The organism is Litchfieldia salsa (assembly GCF_900104555.1).
Taxonomy (GTDB): Bacteria; Bacillota; Bacilli; order Bacillales; family Bacillaceae_L; genus Litchfieldia; species Litchfieldia salsa.
Window position 1 is genome coordinate 493,401 of record NZ_FNJU01000002.1, and the last position, 24,813, is coordinate 518,213.

Sequence of the window (24,813 nt, forward strand, 5' to 3'; positions counted from 1 at the left end):
ATAGAAGTCTGAGGTGGTTATATTGATTAAGCCAATGCTACCAACTCTTATATTTGATGCGCCTAGTGGATCTGATTGGTTGTATGAAATTAAATATGATGGTTTTCGTGCTTTGTTACATTGGGATCATGACAACATCAAATTGGTGAGTCGTAATGGGAATTTGTTAAATGATCAATTCCCAGAAATCATCAACTATTGCTTAAGTCAAAAAGAGTCCTTTGAAAAAGATCTTCCTATCATATTTGATGGGGAGGTCACTATTTTAGAGTCCCCTTTCAAGGCCAATTTTGAGCATATACAGCAACGCGGGAGACTTAAGAATACTGAGAAGATAGCAGAGTTTTCAAGAAATCAGCCTGCTCACTATTTAGTTTTTGATCTGATCTTACGCAAGGGTGTAAATTTAAGAGGGAATCCCTTCATTGAAAGAAAAGACAGAGTGAGACAGCTATTTGTAGATAATAATCTGTCTTCAGAAATAGCTCATAATAGTCCTCAGCTTCTGCAATTAATAGATGTGAATGATTCATTTCAACAAGTATGGGAACAAGTCCAATTTGAGAATGGTGAAGGTGTTATTGCAAAAAAGCGAGATGGGAAATGGGAAGAAGGAAAAAGAACAACATCTTGGTACAAAATTAAAAATTGGCAACGAGGGAAGTTTTTTATTACTGGTTATGATCGTACAAACGGCTTTTTCCATGTTTCCGTCATTAGAAATAAGGAGATTTACGAAATTGGATTATTTTCAAATGGATTATCGCCTGAAGAACGGGAAGCTCTTTTAAAGGTTATTCAAATTAATCATTCAGAGGAATTAAACAAAGGATTCTTAAAAGTAGAACCAGGAATATGTGTTGAGTTATTTTATTTAGAACTGTATAAGGAACAATTACGTCAACCAAGCTTCACAAGATTTTGTTTTGACATGAAATGGTCGGATTGTACATGGGAAGACCTACAGAGGAAAATTGAGATTCCTGTTCAAGTTACGATTACACATCCAGATAAACCCTTGTGGAAAGACAAAAATATAACAAAACAAGATTATTTGGATTATCTATTAAATATATCTCCCTATATGCTTCCGTTTTTAAAAGATCGATTGCTAACAGTTATACGATTTCCTCATGGTATGTATGGTGAGTCATTCTATCAAAAGAATTGCCCTGATTATGCCCCTGATTTTATTACTAGAAGTCAGCATGAAGGAATTGATTACATTGTTTGCAATAACATAGATACATTGGCTTGGCTTGGGAATCAGTTAGCATTTGAATTTCATATCCCTTTTCAAACCATTTATTCTAAAGGGCCTTCTGAAATTGTATTTGATTTAGATCCTCCTTCACGAAATGAATTCCCGCTTGCAATCAAAGCTGCTTTATTACTAAAGGAGGTATTTGAAGGTTTAGACCTTATTTCATTTATTAAGTTGTCAGGTAATAAGGGGCTTCAAATTTATATACCCTTACCTGAAAATACATTTAGTTATGATGATACTCGAGTGTTTACTGAGTTTATCGCTCATTACCTTATTAACAAAGAGCCTAGCCTCTTTACCATAGAGAGATTGAAAAAAAATAGGAACAATAAGCTATACGTTGACTATATTCAACATGCTGAAGGGAAAACCATCATCGCACCCTACTCAATCAGGGGTAATGACGGTGCATATGTCGCTGCTCCATTATTTTGGCATGAAATCCATGATGGATTGTCCATCAATTCCTTTTCAATGGAGTCCATATATAAAAGAGTTAGTGAATTAGGAGATCCCTTTAAAGATTATTTTCAATCTAAAGACATTCAACCATTTAGACCAGTACTGGACTTTCTTAAACAAAGATAAGAAAAAAGAATGCCTTCTGAAAAAGGGCATTCTTTTTTCTTGTTATTCTTTATTACCTTTATCCTTGTCTTCGTCCTTAACAATCTTTAGGAGTTCTTCTAACATGTGTACCATATCCTGCTTTTTATACTGCTGTCCTTGTGAAACTGGTAGCGATGATTCAGTTTCTTCTTTTTCCACAGCTTTCTCAAATCTTTCTTCGATTAGGTAAGCAGGTATGAGTTGACCATCGGGTGTCACATATTTTTTATTTAAACGGCGAGTCTCCTTATCAAATAAACTATAAACAATCGGAATGATAAATAACGTTAGGAAAGTACTACTAATTAACCCTCCAATTACTGATATCCCCATTGGTTGATTCATCTCTGATCCTTCCCCTAGACCAATCGCAAGAGGCAATAATCCAAGAATTGTAGTCGTTGCAGTCATTAAGATTGGCCTTGTTCGTTCTTTTACAGCGTCTACTATCGCATCATATGTTTTCATTCCTGCTTCTTTCTTCTGATTGATATAATCAATAAGAACAATGGCATTATTAACGACAATTCCCGCTAGAACAATGATTCCAATAAATGCTGTTAGACCTATCGGAGTCCGAGTTGCTGTTAGTGCGATCGCTACCCCAATAATCATTAATGGTACAGTGAACATAATGACAAAAGGATGCTTAAATGACTCAAACTGAGCTGCCATGACTAAATAGATAAACACTAGAGCTAACACGAAGGCTAAACCAAGATCGTCCATAGATGATTCTAATAGTTCACGATCACCACCAAATGTAATCTCTGTTTCATCTGATAAATCTAAATCAGCAATCTCTGCATCAACCTTACTAGAAATATCACCTAAGTTTGTTGTTGTAGCAAATTTTACTGTAAATTGAACTGCACTTTGTTGATCAATTCGATTTATAGTGGTTGGTCCTTCACCGATTTGTATGTCAGTTAATTGACTGAGCTCAATATAACTATTATCTGGCTTTTTGATTAATAAATTACTTAATTGATCAATATTACTTGTTAACTCCCGATCATATCCGACATTTACTGGGTAGATCGATTGGTTTTCATCTGTTAACTGTATGGCAGTAGTGCCACGAGTTACATCATTAACAGTGGTTGCAATTTGGATTGGAAGTAATCCTTGTTCAAATGCCTTATCTCTATCTACTGTAATTTGAACCTCTTCAATTGTTTCTGTTAAATCAGTTGAAACTTCTGTAATATCTTCCAAATCTCTTAGAGCAACGGTAATTCGTTCAACAGCTTCATTTAGTTGGTTTATATTATTATCCTTTACATTAAATGTAAGAGTGTTTGGTGATGAACCTGATGAAGATTGAACATTTAGTGATACTTCTGCAGTTGAATTAGCAGACCTAGCAGCACTTTCAATTTCTCGTTTATGTTCATCCATAAAATCAAACGTAGAAGCTGTTCGGTTATCTAACTCTTTCATTTTCACATAGATTTCTGCTTCATTCGCACTACCTGTTCCTGAATATGCCCCATCCTGTGTCGAACCGATGGAACTCACATAAACATCAACCTCTGTTTCATCACTAAGAACTTCCTCAATCGCTTTGACTGTCTTTTCAGTTTCGCTGAGTGTTGCCCCATTCTCTAGCTCCACACCAACTGTAAAGAAACCTTCATCACTACTTGGTAGAAATTCTGTACCAACAGTGGTTAAACCAAAAATGCTTCCTGCAGTTATAATAATCGTAAGTACTAGAACGAGCGCTCGATTTCGTAAGCTCCATTTTGTTAACCCTTCTAGTGACTTCATAAAGCTTGATTCTTGACGTTTTACTTCTATATTTTCTCTCGGTGTCTTAAGAAATTTACTTGCAAGCATTGGCACAACTGTAAGGGCTACAAACAATGAAGCAAATAAACTAAAGGCAATGGTAAAGGCAAATTCAGTAAATAACTGCCCAATGATTCCTGAGATAAAAACGACTGGTAAGAACACTGCTACCGTTGTTAGTGTTGACGCAACGATAGCTGTTCCTACTTCTTTCGTTCCATCTTCAGCAGCTTCTTTTGGTTCTTTCCCCATTGATAAATGTCGATAAATGTTTTCAATGACAACAATGGCATTATCGACTAACATTCCAATCCCTAGAGCCAATCCACCTAGTGTTAAGATATTTAATGTAAAATCAGAAAAATACATTAATACAAATGTGACAATAACTGAATATGGAATGGCAATTCCAATGATCAGTGGACTTTTTACACTTCTTAAAAAGAAGAAAAGCACCAGCATGGCAAATAAGCCACCTAAGATCAACGTGTTAGACATATTACCAATTGCAATTTGAATAAAATCTCCTTGATCAAATAATACATCTGATTCAATTTCTTCATATTTTTCCTGACTCAACAAATCATCTAATTCTGTTCTAAATGATTCTGATACCTCGGCTGTATTTGCATCTGATTGTTGGAGTACACTAACTAATAATGCTGGCTCTTGATTTGCCCTAGTAATCGTATTTTCTTCTTGTGGAGCTAGTGAGACGTCAGCAACATCCGCTAATGTAACCGTTTCTCCGTTTGCAGGGTTTTTAGTAATGTTGATTTGTTGTAGATTTTCAACAGAATTGACTGTGCTAATAACACGTGTTGTCAACTCTTTCCCTTCCGTTTCTACAGTATTTCCAGGTAATGAAATCGAGTTTGCACGAAGGATGTCTACAATATCCTGTTGAGTTAACGTATACTGTTTCAACACCTCTTCATCTAAAACCACTTTTATTTCTTCAACAATTGTTCCACCTAAACTAACACTTGCAACACCATTAACTTTATTGAGCTCAGTTACAAGGTTCTCTGCTAACTCTTGTAAGGTAGCCGAATCAGTGTTTGTACTCAAAGAGAGTTGAATAACTGGGAATTGTGACGGGTCAAATTTCATAAAGCGTGGTTTATTTGCATCTTCAGCAATCGTCGTTGAATCGATTCTGCTTTGAACCTCACTCTCAACGTCTTCAATTGAAGTAGTCCAAGAGAATTGCATTAACGTTAAGCTTGAATTCTCCTGTGAGGTAGATGACATTGTAGTCAAACCTGGCAAAGTCGAAAGCGATTCTTCAATTGGTTTCGTTACTTTTTCTACAACCTCAGTTGGACCTGCACCAGGATAATTGACAACCACAACCCCAATAGGAGGGTTAATTTCTGGAATTAGTTTAAGGGGAATATTTAATAATGATACAAGCCCTAAAATAATGACTAAAAACATCGAAACTAATGTAAAAACCGGTCTTCTAATGGCAAAGTTACTAATCTTCATTACATTTCTCCTCTTCTACTTATTAAATCAAAAAATCATCAGGTCATTTCTACTATTAACAAAAAGTCTACAAAGAAATCACGAAATTAATGATTACTAATAATCGTAGCAGTCATAACATTTGACCAATTGGTCATTATAATTAACTATAATTTAGACGAAGGGTTAATGCAAGAACAACGCCTAAACTGAAAAAACCTTCGCTAGTAAGGTTTACTTAGAAAAAAAAGACTGCTTAAAAGCAGTCTAAATACAAACAGATTTTATTAAAAGTGGCAAAGTTACTTTAACAGTAGTCCCATGATTAGGGATACTTTCTATTATCATTTCTCCCCCATGTTCCTTTATTATTTTATTACTTATCGTTAAACCTAAACCGATCCCTTTTTCTTTCGTCGTATAAAAGGGGGTACCTAAGTGCTTTAGCCTTTCCTGAGGAATTCCTACTCCATTATCAGAAAAACAAACCTCAACAGTATCATTTTTCATTACCCTCAATGAAACGATTATGTTTCCACCAAATGACATTGCCTCAATTGCATTCTTTATAAAGTTCATAAATACTTGTTTAATCTGATTAGGCTGACTAAATATAATAAGAGGTTCCTGATGTGTGATGATAGTTTCAATCGTTACATTGTGTAAGAGAGCCTGCGTTTCAAAAACTGTCAAGGTTCCCTTTATTAAATCCTGTATATTAGCTTCTTCAAATTCAACTGCTTGAGGCTTTGCAAGTGACATAAACTCATTTACAATCAGTTCGATCCTGTCCAATTCATCTATAATGATCTTAATATATCTAAGTTGATCTGTATCCATCAATGTTGATTGCATAAGTTTTGAAAATCCCTTTAAGGCTGTTAATGGGTTTCTAATTTCGTGTGCAACACCTGCTGCTAATTGTCCAATGATTGAAAGACGGTCTAGATTTCTTATTAATTCATCATTTTTTATTCGATCTGTCATATTTCTAGATACTCCCACAAATGTCTCAATTGTTCCATCTTCATCCACGATTGGAGTAATGATTGACTCTACAAAAACCCACTCGTTCTTTGCCGATCTTAACCTTTTTTCAATAAGGATTGGGACTTTCTTTTTGATTGATTCTTCTAACTGTTCCTTAGTAGTTAATCTGTCGCTTGGGTGGATATATTCGAACATATTTTTGCCTTCCAATTCACTTGCAGAGTAACCAAGCATTTCTTCATGCGATGGGGAAGCAAAATAAATCACCCCATTTAATCCATACATCTTAATTAAATCTGTTGTATGACGGGAGACTAAGTTATACTTTTCACGACTTTTCTTTAATTCACTTTCTGCTAATTTACGATTAGTAATATCTCTGGCAACCAAAACGAGATGATCAAGTTCTCCTAAGGAATTCAGTACAGTGGTTGTCTTTATTTCAAACCATATATATTGTTGGTTAGAATGTTTAATTCGAAATTCAAAAGGATCATGATTTTTTTTCGTTTCTACATTTTCAAATCTATAAATGACCTCTTCTAAATCGTTCTTATGTACATAATTGAAACAAATTTCATCTATCAATTCATCCACAGTATATTGTAGAATGTTTTGGCAAGATGGGGATATATATTTAATTTTCCCCTCATTATTAACGATGATGATAATATCTGACATATTCCTTGTGATTAACTCGTATTTCTCATTGCTATGCTCTAACTTTTTAATCATTTTTCTTCGTTCACTTATAGTTGCATTATATAACTCTTTGTCTCTTAATTTTGTCTCTTCAACAATCTTGGTAATCATGATTAAATGAGTGCAAGCACCATTCTCACTAAAAACTGGCGTAACATAGCCATTACAAAGTCTTTTCCCATTTTTCAGAAAACAAGTATGGTCTACTAAAGTCTTCTTCTTACTTAAGATACATTCTTCGTATTTTCTTTTAAGGTAAGCAGCTCTATCAGAACTGATTACATCTTCAAGCATTTTACCATAGTCGGACTCTTGTATAGTTCCCGCCTCAAGAGCGAAACGATTAGCATAATCATATGTATATATACCTATCTGTTCTACTTTCATAATCATCACGTAATCTCTACATTCATCTAATGCAGATACAAGTACTTTATGTGAGAGCATTTGTCACACTTCCTTAAATAGGAATTTATTAACTTTTATTGTAACCGCTTTATAGACTGAATGAAAGAAATTTTCCCAATACTAGATTGTTTATAATAGAATATAAAAAAAAGAGCTAAGATTAGCTCCAGGTTGTATCTATTGATTTCCTTCAAACCATTCCGAATAATTACCTGATCCATTGCAGCCCGTACAATCAATTGGGTTTGCAAAATATAGATCATACGTGTTGAAGGTATGAAAGCCTCTACCGTTACAATCAGGACATAGTCCTAATCCTTCCATTTCTCTAACTTTCTTTTCATATCTTGAAGAAATCCAATCATTAACTGTGTTTATTAGTCCCATTTCACACACCTCACATCCATATTTTTCTTTAGCATGTGGAAAAAATAGGATATCTATGCATTAGTAGTATATTCATAACAAGTGATTGGGGTGATAAGAAAAGCGCAAGCGCCTTTTTAGCCTCAGGCAGGCATAAGGCGAATCACGCAGGAAACCTTGGTTTCTGGAGTGATTTGACTTATGACCCCGAGGGGCTAGGCGCTGGAGCTAGACACTTCGAAAAGCGCAAGCAAAAAAGTATACCGTTTAAACACGGTATACTCTAGCTTCAAAAGGTTTTAAAGTAAATTCAGTCAAAGCATCATGTGGGGCAACTTCATAGTTATGAAGGATTAGCCCGTCACTCTTAAGAGGAAATTCGCTCATATGGTAATTAGCCTCGTCTTCAGTTAAATTCGTAATAATAACCATCTTTTCTTCATCTAATGTTCTTGTATATGCATAAATTTGAGGGTGTTCGTTCAAGATTAAATCATATGCGCCATACGTGAAGATGCTATTTGCCTTCTTAATTAATATCATCTTCTTATAATAATTTAGAATTGAATCGTCTTCATTCTGTTGAACCTCAACATTGATTTCATGGTAGTTCGGATTAATACCTAACCACGGCTCACCAGTTGTAAAACCTGCATTTTCACTTGCTGACCACTGCATTGGTGTACGTGAATTATCCCTCGAAGAAGACCAAATGTATGCCATAATTTCCTCGTGTGATACACCTTCCTCACGTTTAATTCGATACATATTTTTAATGGAAACATCATTATATTGATCAATCAAGTCAAATTGAACATTAGTCATGCCAATTTCTTGGCCTTGATAGATATATGGTGTTCCTTGCATAAGAAAATACATCGTCCCTAAGCATTTGGCACTTTCTTTCCAGTAATCCTTATCATTACCCCAAGTTGACACAGACCTTGCTTTGTCATGATTTTCAATAAACAAAGCATTCCATCCTCTATTCTCTAACCCTTTTTGCCATCTTGTTAACACTTCTTTCAACCCTATGATATCTAGACCCTTATTTGACTCAGCATCCCAAAGGCTTAAATGTTCAAATTGGAAAATCATATTAAACTTCCCTTTTTCTTCTCCAACCCATTCATCCGCTTGTTCAATACTCACCCCATTTGCTTCACCAACGGTCATAATGTCGTATTTTGCAAAAGTCTCTTCTTTTAATTCCTCCAAGAATGGGTTAATTCCTTCTACATTCATATGTTTATCAAATGAAGGAACATATTTTAATCCCTCAGGATTTGGCATATCCTCTAGGCCTGGCTCTTTTTTAATATGACTTATCGCATCAACTCTAAATCCGTCAATTCCTTTATCTAACCACCAATTAATCATTTTATATATTTCTTCTCTAACCTCTTCCACTTCCCAGTTCAAATCAGGCTGCTTTGTTGAAAAGATATGAAGATAATACTGCTCTGTCTTCTCATCGTATTCCCAAGCAGGGCCACTAAAAATGCTTTCCCAATTGTTTGGTTCCTTACCATCTTTAGCATCTCTCCAAATATACCAATCACGCTTAGGGTTATCCTTTGAAGAGCGCGATTCGATAAACCAAGGATGTTCATCACTTGTGTGGTTAATCACTAAATCAACAATTAACTTCATCCCGCGATTGTGAACCTCTTGTAAAAGTAAATCAAAGTCCTCCATTGTTCCAAACTCATCCATAATATCTTGGTAATCGCTAATATCATAACCATTATCATCATTTGGAGACTTATAAACAGGACAAATCCAAATAAGATCGATTCCAAGGTCCTTTAAGTAATCTAATTTTGAGATAATTCCCTTCAAGTCACCTATTCCATCACCGTTTGAATCCATAAAGCTTCTCGGATAGATCTGATACGCTACAAGTTCTTTCCACCATACTTTGCTCATCTATTTATATCCCTCTTTCAATTATCATTTTAAGGCAACCGTTTGCACTATTTATAATAACAAAATCCTCATATATTTCAATATATATTTAAATATATTCACATTAATAATTAATAAAACCATTATTACCTTTTTAACAACCATTAAAACCATAAAAAAAAGAAAATGCGATTAAGGAAGAGTTTTCGCCTCCCCCATAAATATTTAAGGAACATCGAATATTCTAATTGAAAGGATAAGGTGAGACATTTGAATAAACAAATAATAAAACTGACTTATGTAGAAATCGATAAACTTCTTGAACCAATTGAAAAGGATTGGCTTAAAGAACTTAAGTTGAAATTTGTGACAGATGAGGAAATCGAATCTCTATTAAAGACACCCTAATAAATGCAAACTGACAAATAAAGAGAATTATATACTAACACTCCCACCTTCCTCATATCCTTATTTAACATCAAACTATAAAAAAAGAGTAGGGATTGTCCCTTACTCTTTTTAGAAGAATTATATCTTAAATTGATATAACTTATTCACATTTAGTTGATTAATTAATTCCCTAATTTCATCTCCATCACTCGTTAACACATCCTTCACATTATGACCGAACCATTCTAATGAACCATGTACCTCCATTGTTTTAACAGTTTCTGTCAGAAATTCACGATAGTTTACTTCTCCTTGGAACAAGGGAACCATTCCTTCTCTTGAACCTGAGGCAGCATAAACATTCTCTGGTGCAAATACGGATAACTCATTACGTGATGAGATGTTTTTTAGATGAAAGTGTGAAATAAATGGTCGAAGTTCCTTCATAGCTTCTACTGGATTGACTCCTGACTCCCATACATGTAACACATCAAAATTTATCCGAAGTGCTGGATGATCAATTTCTTGTATTAGCTTTATCGTAGAAGCTTGAGTATCTGCTAGTGTGTTTGGATGAGTTTCCACAAGTAAATACTGACCTTCTAAATAAAGTTTCTGACAAATGATGCGGATTTTTTCGAGTAGTTCACTTCTTTCTTGTTGAGTTGTTTGTTCACTTCCTTTCTTTCCAACAAATGTTCGTATTTTATTTGTCCCCCAATGCTTAGCGATGTTTGAAAGAATTTGTGTTTCCTTGATCATAGTCTCAATACTAGCTTCTAATGGAAGGTAATCGCTGATCATACTTGTTTCTAAACCATATGCATTGAGCCACTCTTTCCCATAATAAGAATTGAGGCCTAAATTCTTTGCATGGACTCCCCATAGTTCTATTTCATCAAACTGTTTTGATTTTGCCCAATGAGCGATTTGATCCATTGAATATAGATGGTGTCGAAAAGAAATCGTACAAATTGATAGTTTCATCTTACTACTTCACCTTCTTTTTGAGCGAGGTTTTGTTTGGCTAACCATTTGTTGAAGCATTCTTGTAAACCTTGTTTAATTTTGAATTCTAGTTCATTTTGTTCGATTAATTTTTCATTAATAGAATGTAGAATTGTCTCTTTGTTTGTCATCTCATACTTCATAGCACGGTATTGAATTGTGGTAAACCCATTAACAAGTCGTTCAATTTCGGTACACCACTGTTCAAAGCCTTCCTCCTCAAGATCAAGGTATTCCCAAAAGTATGCAAATGCATGCTCATATGCATACTTCCTAATTGCTATAACTGGTAATTGCTTTAATGCTACTGATAGCTTAACGTTACGAGAATTTCCAGTTACAAAATCATTTACAATTCTCCGGATAGCCTCTGTTATTGGATTTACTTCATGCTTGATACACGTGTTAAAGTAAGCTTCGATAGTCTCCTTACTTGTTGGACGAATTTCCTCTTCATGAAAGTAATACCCTCCTTCTACGCTAGGTTCATTAATTGCTTGGAGAATTCTTTCCCTAGGGAGTACACCTTCCCATCGAAAATCGGGGTCATACATTAACCACTCATCTTCACTTTCAGTCTTCTCAAGCATGACATAATGGGGAAACGGTTTTTGGTTAAATTTATTCTCTCGCTCGGGTAGCATCGATAAATCAAGCATCACCATTACATATGAATGTTTGGATTTGTTATCTATCAATCTTTGAAGCACATTTATATTTTCCTGTTTGGACTTTTTTTCACAATACCAATTATAAAGCTTGATACCATAAAGTAGTTCATACCATGTCTGAAAAAAGTCATGATTAATAGTAGTAGAATGATAGGTTAACCTTCCATGTTCAATATCAAAATCAGCATCCCACACTCCAAAATAGTAGGGTCTGTGATCAACTCCATTTGTCTTCTTTATCACTTCACATACACAACTAACAAAACAATGTACTTTAATCATTCTATTCCTCCAAGAGCAGTGTTTCGTTGACGCTGTATAAACTCAACAAGAGTGGATATTGTATGAAAATCCTTCGGAACAAGCATTTCATCTGGAATGTTAATACCAAAATCTAACTCAATATGTAAAATTAATTCGAGAATCATAACTGAATCCATGTAAAGATCCTCATTTAGCCGCGCTTCATTATGAAATGACAAAATAGTTGGAAGCTCTAGTTTATGTTTTAAAATATCATAAATGACAGAGATCATTTCTTCTTTATTCATCTATATAACCCCGACAATTGTTTTCTACTAATCTTTCCATTTTGCAGCTTGTCGATCTCCTCTACCTGTCTAAATAAAATGGGTATTTGATGGGGTGCGAGGAATCTACTGCACCAATCCCTTAGCTCAGATTCTTCAATTAAGTCATTTGATACATAAAGAGCACATACTCGTTCACCTGAAAGCTCATTTTTTATTTTGTAAACGACAGCCTCTGTAATTCGTGGTTCATCCATTAAAACATTCTCAACCTCTTGTGGATAAACATTCAAGCCAGCAACATTTATCGTGTCATCGATCCTTGAAAGAAATACAAGAATCCCTTCTTTTATATAGCCCAAGTCGCGTGTATAAATTATTTTCTCTGAAGTATGAATGACAATTTCACCCGGAAGATCAACTACACCAGCTTCTACTTTAAGATGAGGAAGTGGTACCCCCATTTCATTTGGATCCTTCACATCATGGCGGATTGCAACACAACCAGCCTCAGAACACCCATACTGTTGGAGTACCCTTTTTGATGCATTGCTTATTAAGTTAAGCCATTTCAACGGCATTAATGTACCGGAAGTCATGACACAATCCAGTTTTTCACTAGGATTCATTAATCGACTTAGTGTATGAAGCAAAGTAGGTGTTGCGTAAAGTATATGTTTCGGATATTGTTTGAGCTTTTTTATTAAATATTTCGGATTCATATTTGTGATAATAATTGGTTCTACTCCTCTTTTTAGACAAGCCAGAACACCACTAATTAGCCCATATGAATGAGTAATTGGACATGCAACAATAGATGGTGTTCCTCGATTAATTGACAAGGAGGTCACATAGCCTTGAAGTTCTTCCTCAATGGAACTCCAAGTTCGTTCAATTAATTTGGGCTCCCCTGTCGTCCCTGAGCTCATCTGAATGAGACCTCCGACTGTTTCATGCTCAACACTTGTACTAGTCAGTTCAATAACAGAATCCAGTGTTTGGAATAGCAAAAGATCTCTTGAGGCACTCATTGCCATTCGAATTGCTCCACCTTTTGGAGTAGAAGGATGAATAGGCAACACAGATGCCCCCTTCTCCCGAAGATATAAGCAAAGAGCTAGCCACTGAAAAGCATCTGAAAGACAAACAGCTAAACGATGATTCTTACAATCTCTGAGAGATGGTATTTCTTCAAATAAACGATATTGTGTTTCTAAATCCTTTAATGTGTAGTATTGGTCATTCACATAAAACATCTTCCAAATCCTCCTTAACTAAAAATATTGCCTACTAAATGACGATACTCTTTTTGCTTTTTTTTAATCTTTTTTGTTAATAGTGATTCAACATAAATTTCAGAGTTTGAATATTGTATTTGATCATGTCGCTCTTGTAGATTTTGGTGTTTATCTATATGATTAGAAATCATTAATTTTACAAGCTTCCAAAATTGCTCTTCTTTAAACCCACTTTTTTCCTCTAGTAAATATGAAAGCTCACTAAAATGATAAACAAAGAGTGTATCCATCACTAATTCTCTTAACGCTTCGACTGATGACATCCGGTAATACTTGTCCAATGGAGCATTTCTATATTGATAATGAATGGTCTGAAAGTTTGGCACTAAATAAGGATCTGTTATAAACTCACTTGTGTATTCAATGCTTTCATGGAAATCTCGAAGAACGATTCGTGTTGGCCATCCATTTTTATGTAGGAGTATCATATTCTGCGCATGTGCCTCAACAGCAATTCCATGTGCTACTAACAGATGCCATACTGGTATAACACTTACTTCTATTAATCGAGTCACCCATTTTTCTAGTCCATAATGAGAAAGCCATGCTTCAATAAATAATTGACCAGTCTTCTCAACCGTCATAAGAGCTGTAAATGGTACCGCCTCTTCGCCTTCTTTCATATATGTTCTAATACTTTCTCTCCAAATTGCTCCTAGCTGTCCGGTTAGTTCAGATTTACTTTCAGAGTCAAAGCAAATTCCAGCATATTCTTTTAAGATGACAATAGATGCCTCATCTGCTAAATAAGAATCTGATTGTATGACTTTTTGTAGCCAAGCTGAAATATAAGGTGCTGCACATACGGAAGGTGTAGACAATGTCCTTAAGGACGAAGTATTAATCATATTCATAGACAGTTTAATATTCGCCTTCTTTGGGGCGATTTCATTCCACAGTGTTCGAACCGATTGTGTAGCTCTATACCAATCACCTTTACTTTGCAAAATAATGAGTTCTCCCGTTTCAATTAGTTTTAATAAATGATGATGGATAGATTTCCATTGCCAAGGATGTATTGGAAGGAGTGTATAATCTTCAAATGTGACCCCAGCTTCTGCAAGTTCCATGGTGATCTCATCCCACATACCATCTCCTAGCTCCCTTTTCCAAAAATCGCTTTCATCCTCTAGTAGAGAAACTTTTACGTTGTTCCTTCTAATCGCTGTCCAAAGAAGCGGAAATGATTGTTTTCCTTCTGGACCATATTGTTCATGATCTTCTAATGTAAAACCTGTCCGAGACTTAAAGCACGGATGATAAAGATGCCCTTCCATAATCTCGGATTCTAGCTCTTCATAGCTTGAACTCATCCTTGCTAACGGAATCGGAAGGTGCTTCTCATTCCAATCACATAGATTAATAGTTTGTACAAGTTCATATAGTACACGGTTCTTAATCATTTCATCAGAGACGCACTCTTCTAACAACTCGTTAATCGTGACTTGTGTTATATGTTGGTGGTTAGTTAGTACTTGAAATATGCCTTCATCGTTTATACGTATTCGGTCAAATACAGACCTTCTTCCTTTAAACCAATATGTTCTCTCTTGTCCAAAAAGATGAAACAGCCCCTCATTTACCTCTTCAAATTCGATTAACCCTTCATATATCATCGCCTCAACCAACTGTCGTTTAACACGATTATTAATCTTCTTAGAAGGTATAAGATAAGGCGTTTTCATATTCTTCCTCCTTACGCTGAACTACAAAAGGATTTGCTAATTCTTGATATATTGATTGTTCAAGTTCAGCAGTTAACTCATCCACGTCATGAAATCGTGTTAGTAAATTGGCTTTATGAGGTAGCATCTCTCCATGTATTAAACTTTGAACAAACCCTTTACCTTGCCCCTTTAGTTCTTTCTCAAGTGTGCTCAATTTTTGAACTGTTAACTCTATAAGATCTGTTTCCTCAAGCATCTGATCTGCTCCAAAGCGGTAAATCACAGAAAAAAGCTGATTTACAATTAAATAATAAGTAAACCTCTCTTGTATTAGTTCGTCCTCGTAAAAGAGATCAGGAGTCTCTATGAGTCTTGGTTCCGTTAGAATAAGCACTTGTTCATGTGATTTAGATAGATAGTACCCTTGATTATCACGATAATAGTACCTTTCAGGATAACCCGTTGAAATATCTACTAAACTATTTTGTTGGTGTGCTTCAAGTGCAATACCATGATCATCATAAAGTCGAATGATGGGTTCAATCGAACAACTCCAATACTTGTCAAACCAGTCCAAGCTTACCTCTTTTACTGACCGATCTTCTACTTGTGCGTTAGTCATAATCATCTCTTTCAACATTGATCTCTGATTCGGAAAAGGATCCTGTACGATTGCTGCAATAGAGGTAATCCCTTTATCTTTTCCTGTTGTAAATATGTTTGATCGAATAATGACTTCAAACCCAGACTCTCTCATATGTGGAAAGTCCACTGTAATATATGCGGGATCCTCTATCATAGAAAAAGATGGATGGTTATCTAAGAATAGAAGTTTCTGAAGAAGTCGAGACATTACAACTCCCGCTTTAAGCTCATGTTGTTGGTTCTTTCTTAATGAATTCGTTACCTTTACTGGAATTGAAAATTTATACATATACTCTTCCTCAGTACAATAGACAGTTCTTATGGAAGAGGTTGCCGAATAATAAGGTCCTAGGACACCAATATTTACAATCGTTCCCTCTTGAAGTGCTTTCTTCATTTCCTCTTGTTGCAATAACGATTGTGCTTGAAGTGGATGCATCGGAAGAATACACACTTCTTCTGATTTTTGGAAATCTGGTATATATTTCATAACTGATTGAAGAATTATATCACTAGCACTCTTTGCTACACTTGATGATTCTGTTATCATTTTTTTATCAACTTCAAAATAATGTAATTGAAACTTTCCTTTCAATTCAGGGGCATAGCTTTGTTGCTGCCAATTTGACATTCCTTGTCTACTTTTTGGGGTTGGATGAAACCAGTGCCCAAAAACTAGAGACTGCTCGCTTTCAATAAATGTTGCATAAGCCCTCCTAGTACCTGCCATGCTCTCTTCGACATACCTTGTCATCGTTTGGTAGCTTTCTATTAAGCGAAGAATTAGTTCATCAGTATGGGAAGCAAGTTCATCACAGCCATTTCTCCTCGCCATTAGGTGAAGCTCTTGAATAAAAGTGAGGATTACAACAAGGCTGTCTTCTCTTTCCCACTCGTGTTTCTTTGAACAATATTTTAGTGTTATACCAACTACATGTTTCCCAACCTTTGATTTATAAAAGATCTCAAACGCGTACTTTCTTCCTTGAATTGGTAACTCAAGTTCAACAATATCGTTTCCTGTAATTAGAAACGTTGTAAGATTTTCTTTAATCCAATCCTCTGTTTTTACCCAGTTTCCATTATTCACTTCACGAATATAACAATTAAGAAATGCCTCTAATGTTGCCTTAACAGCTATCTGTTTGGCGGTAAGATACATATTTACACCTCTTTATAGAGTCTTAAGTCCTATTAATTGATAACTATTCTCAATAGATAGGAGGAAAATAGTCTTCCTTTTCAGAAAGACTATTTGACTTCCATTTTTCAAATTTTTATACCAAAAAGTGTTTATGAATTCCTATTCACCTAATAATAATGCCTCTATTTCCTTCAAGCCTTTTTGGCGTTCAATTGGATCCCAAAAGCCCCAAGTCGTTGAAAGAGTATGTACATTTTCATTTTTAACAGCATTTAAGTTGTTCCAAACTTCTCCTTCTGTCACTGAATCATAATATTCTCCGCTATTAAAATATGATACATCTAAGATATGGTCTGGATTGTATTTTACTAATCCTTCTATCGAAATATTTTCACCAAAATCTTCAGGTAAATTTTCAGCAGGAGTTAATTTCAAATCATCAAATAGTAGAGAATTTGTTGCGTGATTTGTTTTTCCATAAACACGAATATCTTTTTTATTAATAGCAACTGCCATGAATGTTTGTTCTCCAACTTTTTCCTTAATGCGTTGTCCTATTTCCTCAGCTTCTTTCTCCATGCTCTCAATCACTTTTTTTCCTTCTTCAAGTTTACCTGCTGCTTCAGCAACTTTTAAGTGATCTTCCTTCCAATCTCCCCCTACCTCAACAACTACAGTTGGGATTGTCTCAGATAATTGATCATACAGTGGTTTGTAACGATCACTAATAATTAATAAATCAGGATTAAGCTTTACAATCTCCTCTGGGTTTATCTCATCAACATAAGGTAGAGCTGTTACTCCTTCTAACTCTTCCGTTAAATGTGGCGGGAATTCATTGTCATATGCCATAACTGCATACGGTTTGACACCAACAGATACAAGTGAACCCTCCCAAGATACATGTGATAATAAGACGATTTTTTCCGGGTTCATCGGCACTTCAGCTTGTCCATATAAATGCTCAACTGTACGAGTCTCAGCTACAGTTTCTTGCTTCACCTCTGTTTTTTCTTTATCCTCTTTTTTTGATTCTTCTTCAGAAGCCGTCTTTTCTCCACTTGAACAAGCGGCTAATACTAAAAGAAGTAAAACCATACTCCATAAACCTATTTTTTTAAACACTTTCCTTCCCCCTAAATGATAATGAATTTCATTTTTAATGATAACCATTATCATTTATAGCGTACATGGACTTTATTGTTTTTTTGCATGGATTATTTATTCATTACACAATATGATTTGTCTTTTGAAACTCAGAAGCAAATTGAACAAGCATATGCTTTCTTCCTATTGGACCCCATGGATCCCATTCCTGACTTTTTGGATAATATACATGATTTGTTTGTACTGCTTTCAACATTTTCCACTTTTTAGTTTGAACCACTTTCCACACATCCTGTTCATGACTCCATAAGATTAAAAGTTTATCGGCATTCAAGATTGCTAGTTCTTCTACTGTAACAATCCGATAGCCTGTACTCGGTATACCGGGATGTGCTTCAAATCCAAGCTTATTATAAATTAAATCCAGACACGCATGTTGTTGACGACCATAAAGTCGAATTTCTTTTTGGCGAACCCATATTACTGCCCAGTTCCCTCTCCTTGTGATAGGGCGTAATTCATCTTTCACTTTTGTTTCTAGACAACTAATTTCATTCTCAATTGCATCCACCATGCTTTCTAAGTTAAGTAAGCTTGCGATTTCTCTAAGATAGTCATTCCAATCTGATTTCAAAGAAATATGTTCAACCTTTTGTTCGTGAGATAAAAGGATCGATTGAATTTCTCCTTTATGCAGAGGCGTTTTGATAATTCGATCTGGTTGGGCATAAAGAATTTCCTCAGCATTGAACAATTTTTCTGCATTAAGAAGCCTTGTCCCCTCCAACTGTTTACTTAGATGACCTGGTAGCCCCCTATTTGCAGGGTATTCAGAAGGATATGCTGGAGCTGCCACAGGTTGTATTCCTAATGACAGCAGATGATCTTGTAAGAAAAGTTGACTTACAACAGCTATTCGTTCCTTCGTTCTCTTCATAAATACAGTTGGTGCCTGTCCAACCTTTTGTTTAAAAATACGACTAAAATAAAACTCATCTTGTAACCCTACTTTTAACGCAATTTCTTTCGCTGTGATCCCCTTATTTTGAAGCATGAGCGTTTTGGCCGCTTTAATTCGTTGTGCAATGATATATTCCTTCGGTGAGATCCCTTCCTGTTTTTTAAATGCTCTTGCAAATGAATTTGGTGTCATTTTTGCTTTCTCTGCGAGGGCACTAATCGTATAAACGGTACTTAAGTTATGTATTATTAGTTCCTTTGATTCCTCAATTCGATCCACCTCAGTTTGATCTGTAAGGGAGGAGAGAAGACTCCATACTTTTCCTTGAAATTTACACTGCTCTGAAATTGATTTTCTTTCTTGTAAAAGAATTGCTTCTTCCCATAATGGTACGATCTTTACTGGATCTTGATTAGCTAACAGCAGGGAATCTGGAAAAGTAAAAATGGTTTTGTTCCATGAAATTATATAAACAGTCAAAAGTTTTTGAGATGAAGAAAAAAGATAGCCCTCCTCTGTCATGATATAGCTTTTTCCCTCCATAACCTTAAGCTGTTCATCCTTTATTGCAATCCTACCTCTACCAGAAGCGATATAAATGAGAGTGTTCGTTTGTGTGTCTAAGCGTAAGTGCTCGACGACACCTTCCCTTATTTTTATGGTAGAAACACTAAAGCAATTAACGATCATTGGTTGTAAAGTTGACATCGTACACCTTCCCTTCGTTTCGCGTTCTGCTATATTACCTTCATTCTATTTTTAAAATTGAAAAATAATTGACAAAATTACCCTTAGAATAGTAGATTAATAAACAATTAGAAAGTAATTGAAAATGATAATCAATTTCATATTTTGAAGGGAATGATTTTATGGATAAAACAATTAATCCCGAGATGATAAAACAACACTCCACCGTTTCATCTGTCCAAAAAAGAACAATCATTGCAGGTCTATTAGGATTACTATTCGTTTTTCTCTTTCTGCTCGTTTCAATTGGACTGGGAGCTGTTTGGATTTCTCCATCTGTTGTTGTTGACTCTCTTATTTCTTTTCAGCATGGGAACATTGAACATCAGCTCATTAGAGAGGTACGCATTCCTCGTGCTTTAACAGCCGCACTCGTCGGTGCTGCCTTAGCCGTTGCTGGTGCACTGATGCAAGGGCTTACTCGGAATCCTCTAGCAGATCCCTCCATCATAGGTATTACGCATGGTTCTGGTTTAGCAATCGCAATATCATTAGCTTTTGTTAGCTCAGGTTCCTACTGGAATCTACTTTTATGGTCTTTTGCGGGTTCAGCAATAGGAGCAAGCTTTGTATTTATTTTCTCCCTTATCTCTAAGGACCGAATTTCTCCAGTGACACTCACATTAGCTGGCGCAGCATTAAGCACACTTTTTAGTGCCCTTTCAACAGGAATTGCCCTTTACTTCCAAGTTTCCCAAGACCTTAGCTTTTGGTTTGCTGGTGGATTATCAGGAACAAAATGGTTACATGTGATGATTCTTTTCCCAGCTGTTATATTAGGCGTTATTTTGTCTCTATCGATAAGTCGCTCATTAACGATTCTATCTATGGGTGAAGAAGTGGCGACAGGACTAGGACAATCCCTTCAAAAAGTACGTTGGATTGGAATCATCACGGTTGTACTGCTATCTGGTGTTGCTGTCTCGATCGCCGGTGCAATTGGATTTATTGGTCTTGTGATCCCACATATTATTCGACTGCTACTAGGGTCAAGTTACCAAGTCGTCATCCCACTTAGTGCAGTTGCAGGAGCTTTACTTCTAGTTCTAGCTGATATTGGTGCTCGAATGATCAATCCACCTTTTGAGACACCAGTCAGTGCAATTACAGCATTAGTCGGTGTTCCATTTTTCCTTTATTTATCACGTAAGAAAAGAGGGTATTTATAATGGATTGGAAAGAAGCAATTATACGTTCAAAAGGATGGTTGTTTGTACTTTTATTGTTGATTATCAGTATTTTCTTGTTGAGCCTTTCAACAGGGAGTTTGCCTATTCCCGTAAAAGAAGTAATAGGAACCCTGTCCGGAAATGGAACCCCACAGCAAGAACTAGTTTTATTTCAGCTTCGATTACCTAGAATGTTAATTGCTCTACTTATAGGAGCTGGACTTGCCCTTTCAGGAGCAATCCTACAAGGTCTTTCACGAAATTCATTAGCAGACCCGGGAATATTAGGTATTAATGCCGGTGCAGGACTAACTGTTGTATTCTTCATCTATCTTATCGGAGAAAACAAGAATCATCTTTTATCCTCACCTAGCCTTCTACCCGTCTTTGCCTTTATAGGTGCCCTCACAGTAGCATTTCTCATATATAGCTTTTCTTGGAAAGGCGGTATTGAACCTGGGCGTCTTCTTCTCATGGGGTTAGGCTTTAATGCGTTATGTGGTGCATTATTAATCATTCTTCAATTGAAGATGGATCCAAAAGATTTTCAGCAAGCAACGATCTGGTTAACCGGAAGTATTTGGGGAACACAGTGGACCTATGTTTGGGCTTTACTTCCTTGGATTGTCGTACTAGGACCAATTACTTTTATTAAAGGAAGATCAATGAACCTCCTACAATTGAGCGAAACGGTTCCTTTTGTTCTTGGCTTAAAAGTAGAGTCAGAACGTCGCATTCTATTATGTCTATCTGCTGCATTGGCTGGTGCATGTGTAGCAGTTGGTGGAGGGATTTCATTCATAGGCTTACTAGCACCACATCTGGCACGACGCGTTTGTGGGCCAAATTATTTCTCCGTTTTACCGGTTTCAGCATTGATTGGTGCCCTCCTTTTACTCATTGCCGATATGATAGGGAAAAATCTATTAGCACCTGCTGATATCCCAGTAGGAATTGTCATCTCAGTTATCGGTGCACCTTATTTAATTTACATGCTGATTTCACGTAAAAGTGTCGGACTGAACAGTTAATTGAAAAGAATTCAATTTGTACTATTTACCAGTATAAATAATAATGATAATCATTTTCAATAGGTATTTTGAAGAAAGGTATAAATGACTATGTTTGTATTGTTAGAATTCTTCATACAATAATATATTTAACAGAGTGACCAGTAGGGGTAAAAGAGGTTAATTGGAAGTTTCTAAAGAATTAACTACAAAAAAACCTCTTTATACAAAGAGGTTTCTTAATGATATGGATGACCTGTGAGGGATTCGAACCCACGACCCCTTCCCTGTCAAGGAAGTGCTCTCCCACTGAGCTAACAAGTCAAATTGATATATTACTATCATATATTAATATGGCTTGCTAATTTTGTCAATATCTTTAAAGATGCATCCGATAATATGCTATTAAAATAAATTAAATGATTGACATAATTTCTTACAATGAGATATAAATATTAATAGGGCAAAATGAAACAAAAAATTAAATATTGCTGAATCTCTAACAAAATTAGAGAACGGGGGAACCAAATTGTGTATATTGTTTACACACGGGGTGTATCCTTTAAGTCTAAGGTAGGAGTCTCTTGATCCGAATCCGACAGCTAACCTCGTAAGCATCAGGAGAGAGAATCCTACTAATCTAACTTGTTATTTTTATTCTATTGTAACCAAGCCACGAGCAAATCTCTCGTGGCTTTTTGTTGTCTAAAAGTTTCTCTCTTACTAAAATTGAACAAACTCATTGCCCTAAAAGAAAAAACATTAAATGAGGAGGTCCTAAAATGAAATTGAACTTAACTGCGAAAATTGTAATTGGTCTTGCGCTTGGTATTGTCGTGGGTCTTATTCTAAATCTATTTGCACCTAACTTGTTTGAACCAATTAACACGTGGATTTTGGTACCACTAGGTAAGCTATTCTTAAACTTTATTAAGATGCTTGTTGTACCAATCGTATTCTTCTCGATTACTCTAGGGGTAGCCGGTTTAGGTGATCCGAAAAAACTTGGTCGAATTGGAATTAAAACGATTGTATTCTTTATCGTCACTACGACCATTGCTATTTTTATTGGATTAGGATTAGCAGCCGTTATTCAACCAGGCGCAGGAGGAAATTATGATATTGAGGGTGCATCATTTGAAGCACAGCCAGCACCACCTGTGATTGATACCCTTTTAAACATCATTCCAACTAACCCTATATCCGCTATGGCACAAGGGGAAATGCTTCAAATCATTGCATTCTCAGTATTTATTGGATTTGCATTGACAATCTTAGGCGAAAAAACGAAAGGCATTCATAATCTACTTGAACAAGGTAACGAGATCATGATGTATTTAGTTAATCTCATCATGAAATTTGCTCCATATGGTACATTCGGTCTAATTGCATCTGCTGTGGGTGGTCTTGGAATCCCTGCTCTAAAGGCAATGTCCCTGTATTTCATGGTTGTGTTTATTGCACTAGTTATTCATACAATTGTTACTTATGGCTCAGCTGTTGCAGTTTTAGGAAAACGTAATCCAATTACATTCTTTAAAGGGTTTTTACCAGCAATGACTGTTGCATTTAGTACATCAAGTAGTAGTGCAACACTCCCTATTTCGATGACAACTGCACAAAAGAACTTAGGTGTACCTAAGGCTATTAGTAGTTTTGTTCAACCTCTTGGTGCAACCATTAATATGGACGGAACTGCAATTATGCAAGGTGTCGCTACACTATTCATCGCCCAAGCTTACGGGTCTGATTTAACAACTGCTCAAATCCTAACAGTTGTATTAACTGCCGTGTTAGCTAGTATTGGTACAGCAGGTGTTCCAGGAGTTGGATTAATCATGCTCGCGATGGTACTAACATCTGTTAACCTTCCTGTTGAAGGGATTGCTTTAATTATCGGGATTGACCGTTTATTAGATATGACAAGAACAGCTGTTAACATTACTGGTGATGCAGCTTGTGCTGTATACATTACAGAATCCGAGAAAAAGCATCAGAGTTCCGCAAATTAATCTTTAAAAGTGCTTCAGAGAATCCTCTGGGGCACTTTTTTTGTATAGATTATTCCCTCTAAAGCCGCAGGCTGAATACACTCCGCGTCCGGCGGGTGACCAGTGAGCCTCCTCGTCGCTCATGCTCCTGTGGGGTCTCACTTTGGCCACTGGTCTTATCAAGAGTCTACGTGTATTCAGCCTGCTTATATTACGACCATTTCAAAGTTTTTGGTCTAAGACAACAAGCTTTGAGAAAACAGCCTTTCTTTTTGAAAAACAAAAAAAGACAACACCTAAATGTCATCTTCAATCCAACCCTTTAAATAAACCATTAAATCCTTGGTTTATAATATGTTCATCCTTACAATTCTTTTTATTAAAATTAATTTTTTTACCTTCTACAACCTTTGATTCTGCTACTGACCACTTGTCATCTCCACGATTCATTTTAATCATAACATTTTTATACTGAGGATTCTTATAGAAGATAAACGCTGTATTTAAATCCCCATTGAAGAAGAATAGTTGCTTTTGACCTAATGAAATACTTTCAAATTGTTGAAAAATACTCTTCATGTGTGTTTCAGTTTTACCAGTTAATAAACTTATTTTACGTAAATCATGAATATCGTAAGAAATGACCTCTTCCATGTCCTCTAACTTCACATTATAACTAGAAAGAACGTCTTTCATTACTTTTTCCTCAAACTTACTCTTCTCCTCCTCAATACTCTCGATACAGTCATCACTTAAGTTCTTCGACTTTGCTATTACATGAGGAATTGAATTCAAACTAAATAATGCCAAGCAAACGGCCATTAAGACCAATAAGATTCTCAAAATAAAACACCTCCATTTTTACTTTGCCCAAAATGTAAGTGTTTTAACAATAATCTCTCTTAAATGGTAGCTATAGTGCTTTTTAATATTTCTTTAATCTTTAAAGGTTCCAGTGGTT

The 24,813-nt window shown here is 35.8% G+C and carries 18 protein-coding genes, 1 tRNA gene and 1 riboswitch; of the genes, 5 read left to right on the plus strand and 14 right to left on the minus strand.

What is annotated here, in order from left to right:
• Positions 1-25: 25 nt before the first annotated feature.
• Positions 26-1,855, plus strand: coding sequence for a DNA ligase D (locus BLQ56_RS06190; RefSeq protein WP_090851357.1), 1,830 nt, complete (start codon positions 26-28; stop codon positions 1,853-1,855).
• Between the two features lie 42 nt (positions 1,856-1,897).
• On the opposite strand, the gene BLQ56_RS06195 is transcribed toward BLQ56_RS06190, so the two are convergent.
• The 4 genes from BLQ56_RS06195 to BLQ56_RS06210 form a co-directional block, all read right to left on the minus strand.
• On the minus strand, positions 1,898-5,161 hold the full coding sequence (locus tag BLQ56_RS06195) for an efflux RND transporter permease subunit (protein WP_090850998.1): 3,264 nt from the start codon (positions 5,159-5,161) through the stop codon (positions 1,898-1,900).
• Between the two features lie 246 nt (positions 5,162-5,407).
• On the minus strand, positions 5,408-7,279 hold the full coding sequence (locus BLQ56_RS06200; RefSeq protein ID WP_090851000.1) for a PAS domain-containing sensor histidine kinase: 1,872 nt from the start codon (positions 7,277-7,279) through the stop codon (positions 5,408-5,410).
• 138 nt (positions 7,280-7,417) lie between these two features.
• On the minus strand, positions 7,418-7,627 hold the full coding sequence (locus BLQ56_RS06205; protein ID WP_090851002.1) for a methionine aminopeptidase: 210 nt from the start codon (positions 7,625-7,627) through the stop codon (positions 7,418-7,420).
• A 246-nt stretch (positions 7,628-7,873) separates the two neighbouring features.
• A complete protein-coding gene (locus tag BLQ56_RS06210) occupies positions 7,874-9,535 on the minus strand; it encodes a glycoside hydrolase family 13 protein (protein ID WP_090851004.1) in 1,662 nt (553 codons plus the stop codon).
• A 249-nt stretch (positions 9,536-9,784) separates the two neighbouring features.
• Here BLQ56_RS06210 and BLQ56_RS23350 point away from each other — a divergent pair, with 249 nt between their 5' ends.
• Positions 9,785-9,922 (plus strand): hypothetical protein, encoded by a 138-nt coding sequence (locus tag BLQ56_RS23350; RefSeq protein WP_175490199.1) that lies wholly within the window; start codon positions 9,785-9,787, stop codon positions 9,920-9,922.
• 120 nt (positions 9,923-10,042) lie between these two features.
• Here BLQ56_RS23350 and BLQ56_RS06215 read toward each other — a convergent pair whose 3' ends face one another.
• The 8 genes from BLQ56_RS06215 to BLQ56_RS06250 form a co-directional block, all read right to left on the minus strand.
• Positions 10,043-10,891, minus strand: coding sequence for a sugar phosphate isomerase/epimerase family protein (locus tag BLQ56_RS06215; protein ID WP_090851006.1), 849 nt, complete (start codon positions 10,889-10,891; stop codon positions 10,043-10,045).
• The gene (locus BLQ56_RS06220) at positions 10,888-11,865 is read right to left on the minus strand and encodes a DUF6005 family protein (RefSeq protein ID WP_090851008.1); all 978 of its coding nucleotides are present in this window, start codon (positions 11,863-11,865) and stop codon (positions 10,888-10,890) included. The genes BLQ56_RS06215 and BLQ56_RS06220 overlap by 4 nt, the downstream gene beginning before the upstream one ends.
• A complete protein-coding gene (gene asbD / locus BLQ56_RS06225) occupies positions 11,862-12,134 on the minus strand; it encodes a petrobactin biosynthesis protein AsbD (protein ID WP_090851010.1) in 273 nt (90 codons plus the stop codon). Before asbD ends, BLQ56_RS06220 begins: the two co-directional genes overlap by 4 nt.
• Positions 12,131-13,369, minus strand: a complete 1,239-nt coding sequence (locus tag BLQ56_RS06230; RefSeq protein ID WP_090851012.1) for an AMP-binding protein — start codon at positions 13,367-13,369, stop codon at positions 12,131-12,133. The genes asbD and BLQ56_RS06230 overlap by 4 nt, the downstream gene beginning before the upstream one ends.
• A 14-nt stretch (positions 13,370-13,383) precedes the next feature.
• Complete coding sequence (locus BLQ56_RS06235; protein ID WP_090851014.1) at positions 13,384-15,096, minus strand: IucA/IucC family protein; 1,713 nt, start codon at positions 15,094-15,096, stop codon at positions 13,384-13,386.
• Positions 15,068-16,885 (minus strand): IucA/IucC family protein, encoded by a 1,818-nt coding sequence (locus BLQ56_RS06240; RefSeq protein WP_090851016.1) that lies wholly within the window; start codon positions 16,883-16,885, stop codon positions 15,068-15,070. The genes BLQ56_RS06235 and BLQ56_RS06240 overlap by 29 nt, the downstream gene beginning before the upstream one ends.
• Positions 16,886-17,026: 141 nt before the next feature.
• Complete coding sequence (locus BLQ56_RS06245) at positions 17,027-17,992, minus strand: ABC transporter substrate-binding protein (protein ID WP_238457186.1); 966 nt, start codon at positions 17,990-17,992, stop codon at positions 17,027-17,029.
• 103 nt (positions 17,993-18,095) lie between these two features.
• The gene (locus BLQ56_RS06250; protein WP_238457187.1) at positions 18,096-19,643 is read right to left on the minus strand and encodes an AraC family transcriptional regulator; all 1,548 of its coding nucleotides are present in this window, start codon (positions 19,641-19,643) and stop codon (positions 18,096-18,098) included.
• Positions 19,644-19,804: 161 nt separating this feature from the next.
• Between BLQ56_RS06250 and BLQ56_RS06255 the strand changes: the two genes are divergently transcribed.
• Positions 19,805-20,851: a FecCD family ABC transporter permease gene (locus tag BLQ56_RS06255; protein ID WP_238457188.1), complete on the plus strand. Its 1,047-nt coding sequence runs from the start codon at positions 19,805-19,807 to the stop codon at positions 20,849-20,851.
• Positions 20,851-21,882 carry a FecCD family ABC transporter permease gene (locus BLQ56_RS06260; protein WP_090851019.1) on the plus strand — a complete coding sequence of 344 codons (1,032 nt, stop codon included), beginning with the start codon at positions 20,851-20,853 and terminating at the stop codon, positions 21,880-21,882. Before BLQ56_RS06255 ends, BLQ56_RS06260 begins: the two co-directional genes overlap by 1 nt.
• Positions 21,883-22,109: 227 nt before the next feature.
• Here BLQ56_RS06260 and BLQ56_RS06265 read toward each other — a convergent pair.
• Positions 22,110-22,186 (minus strand) — tRNA-Val (locus BLQ56_RS06265).
• Between the two features lie 154 nt (positions 22,187-22,340).
• Positions 22,341-22,494: riboswitch (cyclic di-AMP (ydaO/yuaA leader) on the plus strand.
• Between the two features lie 155 nt (positions 22,495-22,649).
• Here BLQ56_RS06265 and BLQ56_RS06270 point away from each other — a divergent pair.
• Positions 22,650-23,873 (plus strand): dicarboxylate/amino acid:cation symporter, encoded by a 1,224-nt coding sequence (locus BLQ56_RS06270; protein WP_090851370.1) that lies wholly within the window; start codon positions 22,650-22,652, stop codon positions 23,871-23,873.
• Positions 23,874-24,161: 288 nt separating this feature from the next.
• Here BLQ56_RS06270 and BLQ56_RS06275 read toward each other — a convergent pair whose 3' ends face one another.
• Positions 24,162-24,695: a hypothetical protein gene (locus BLQ56_RS06275; RefSeq protein WP_090851021.1), complete on the minus strand. Its 534-nt coding sequence runs from the start codon at positions 24,693-24,695 to the stop codon at positions 24,162-24,164.
• Between the last annotated feature and the right edge of the window lie 118 nt (positions 24,696-24,813).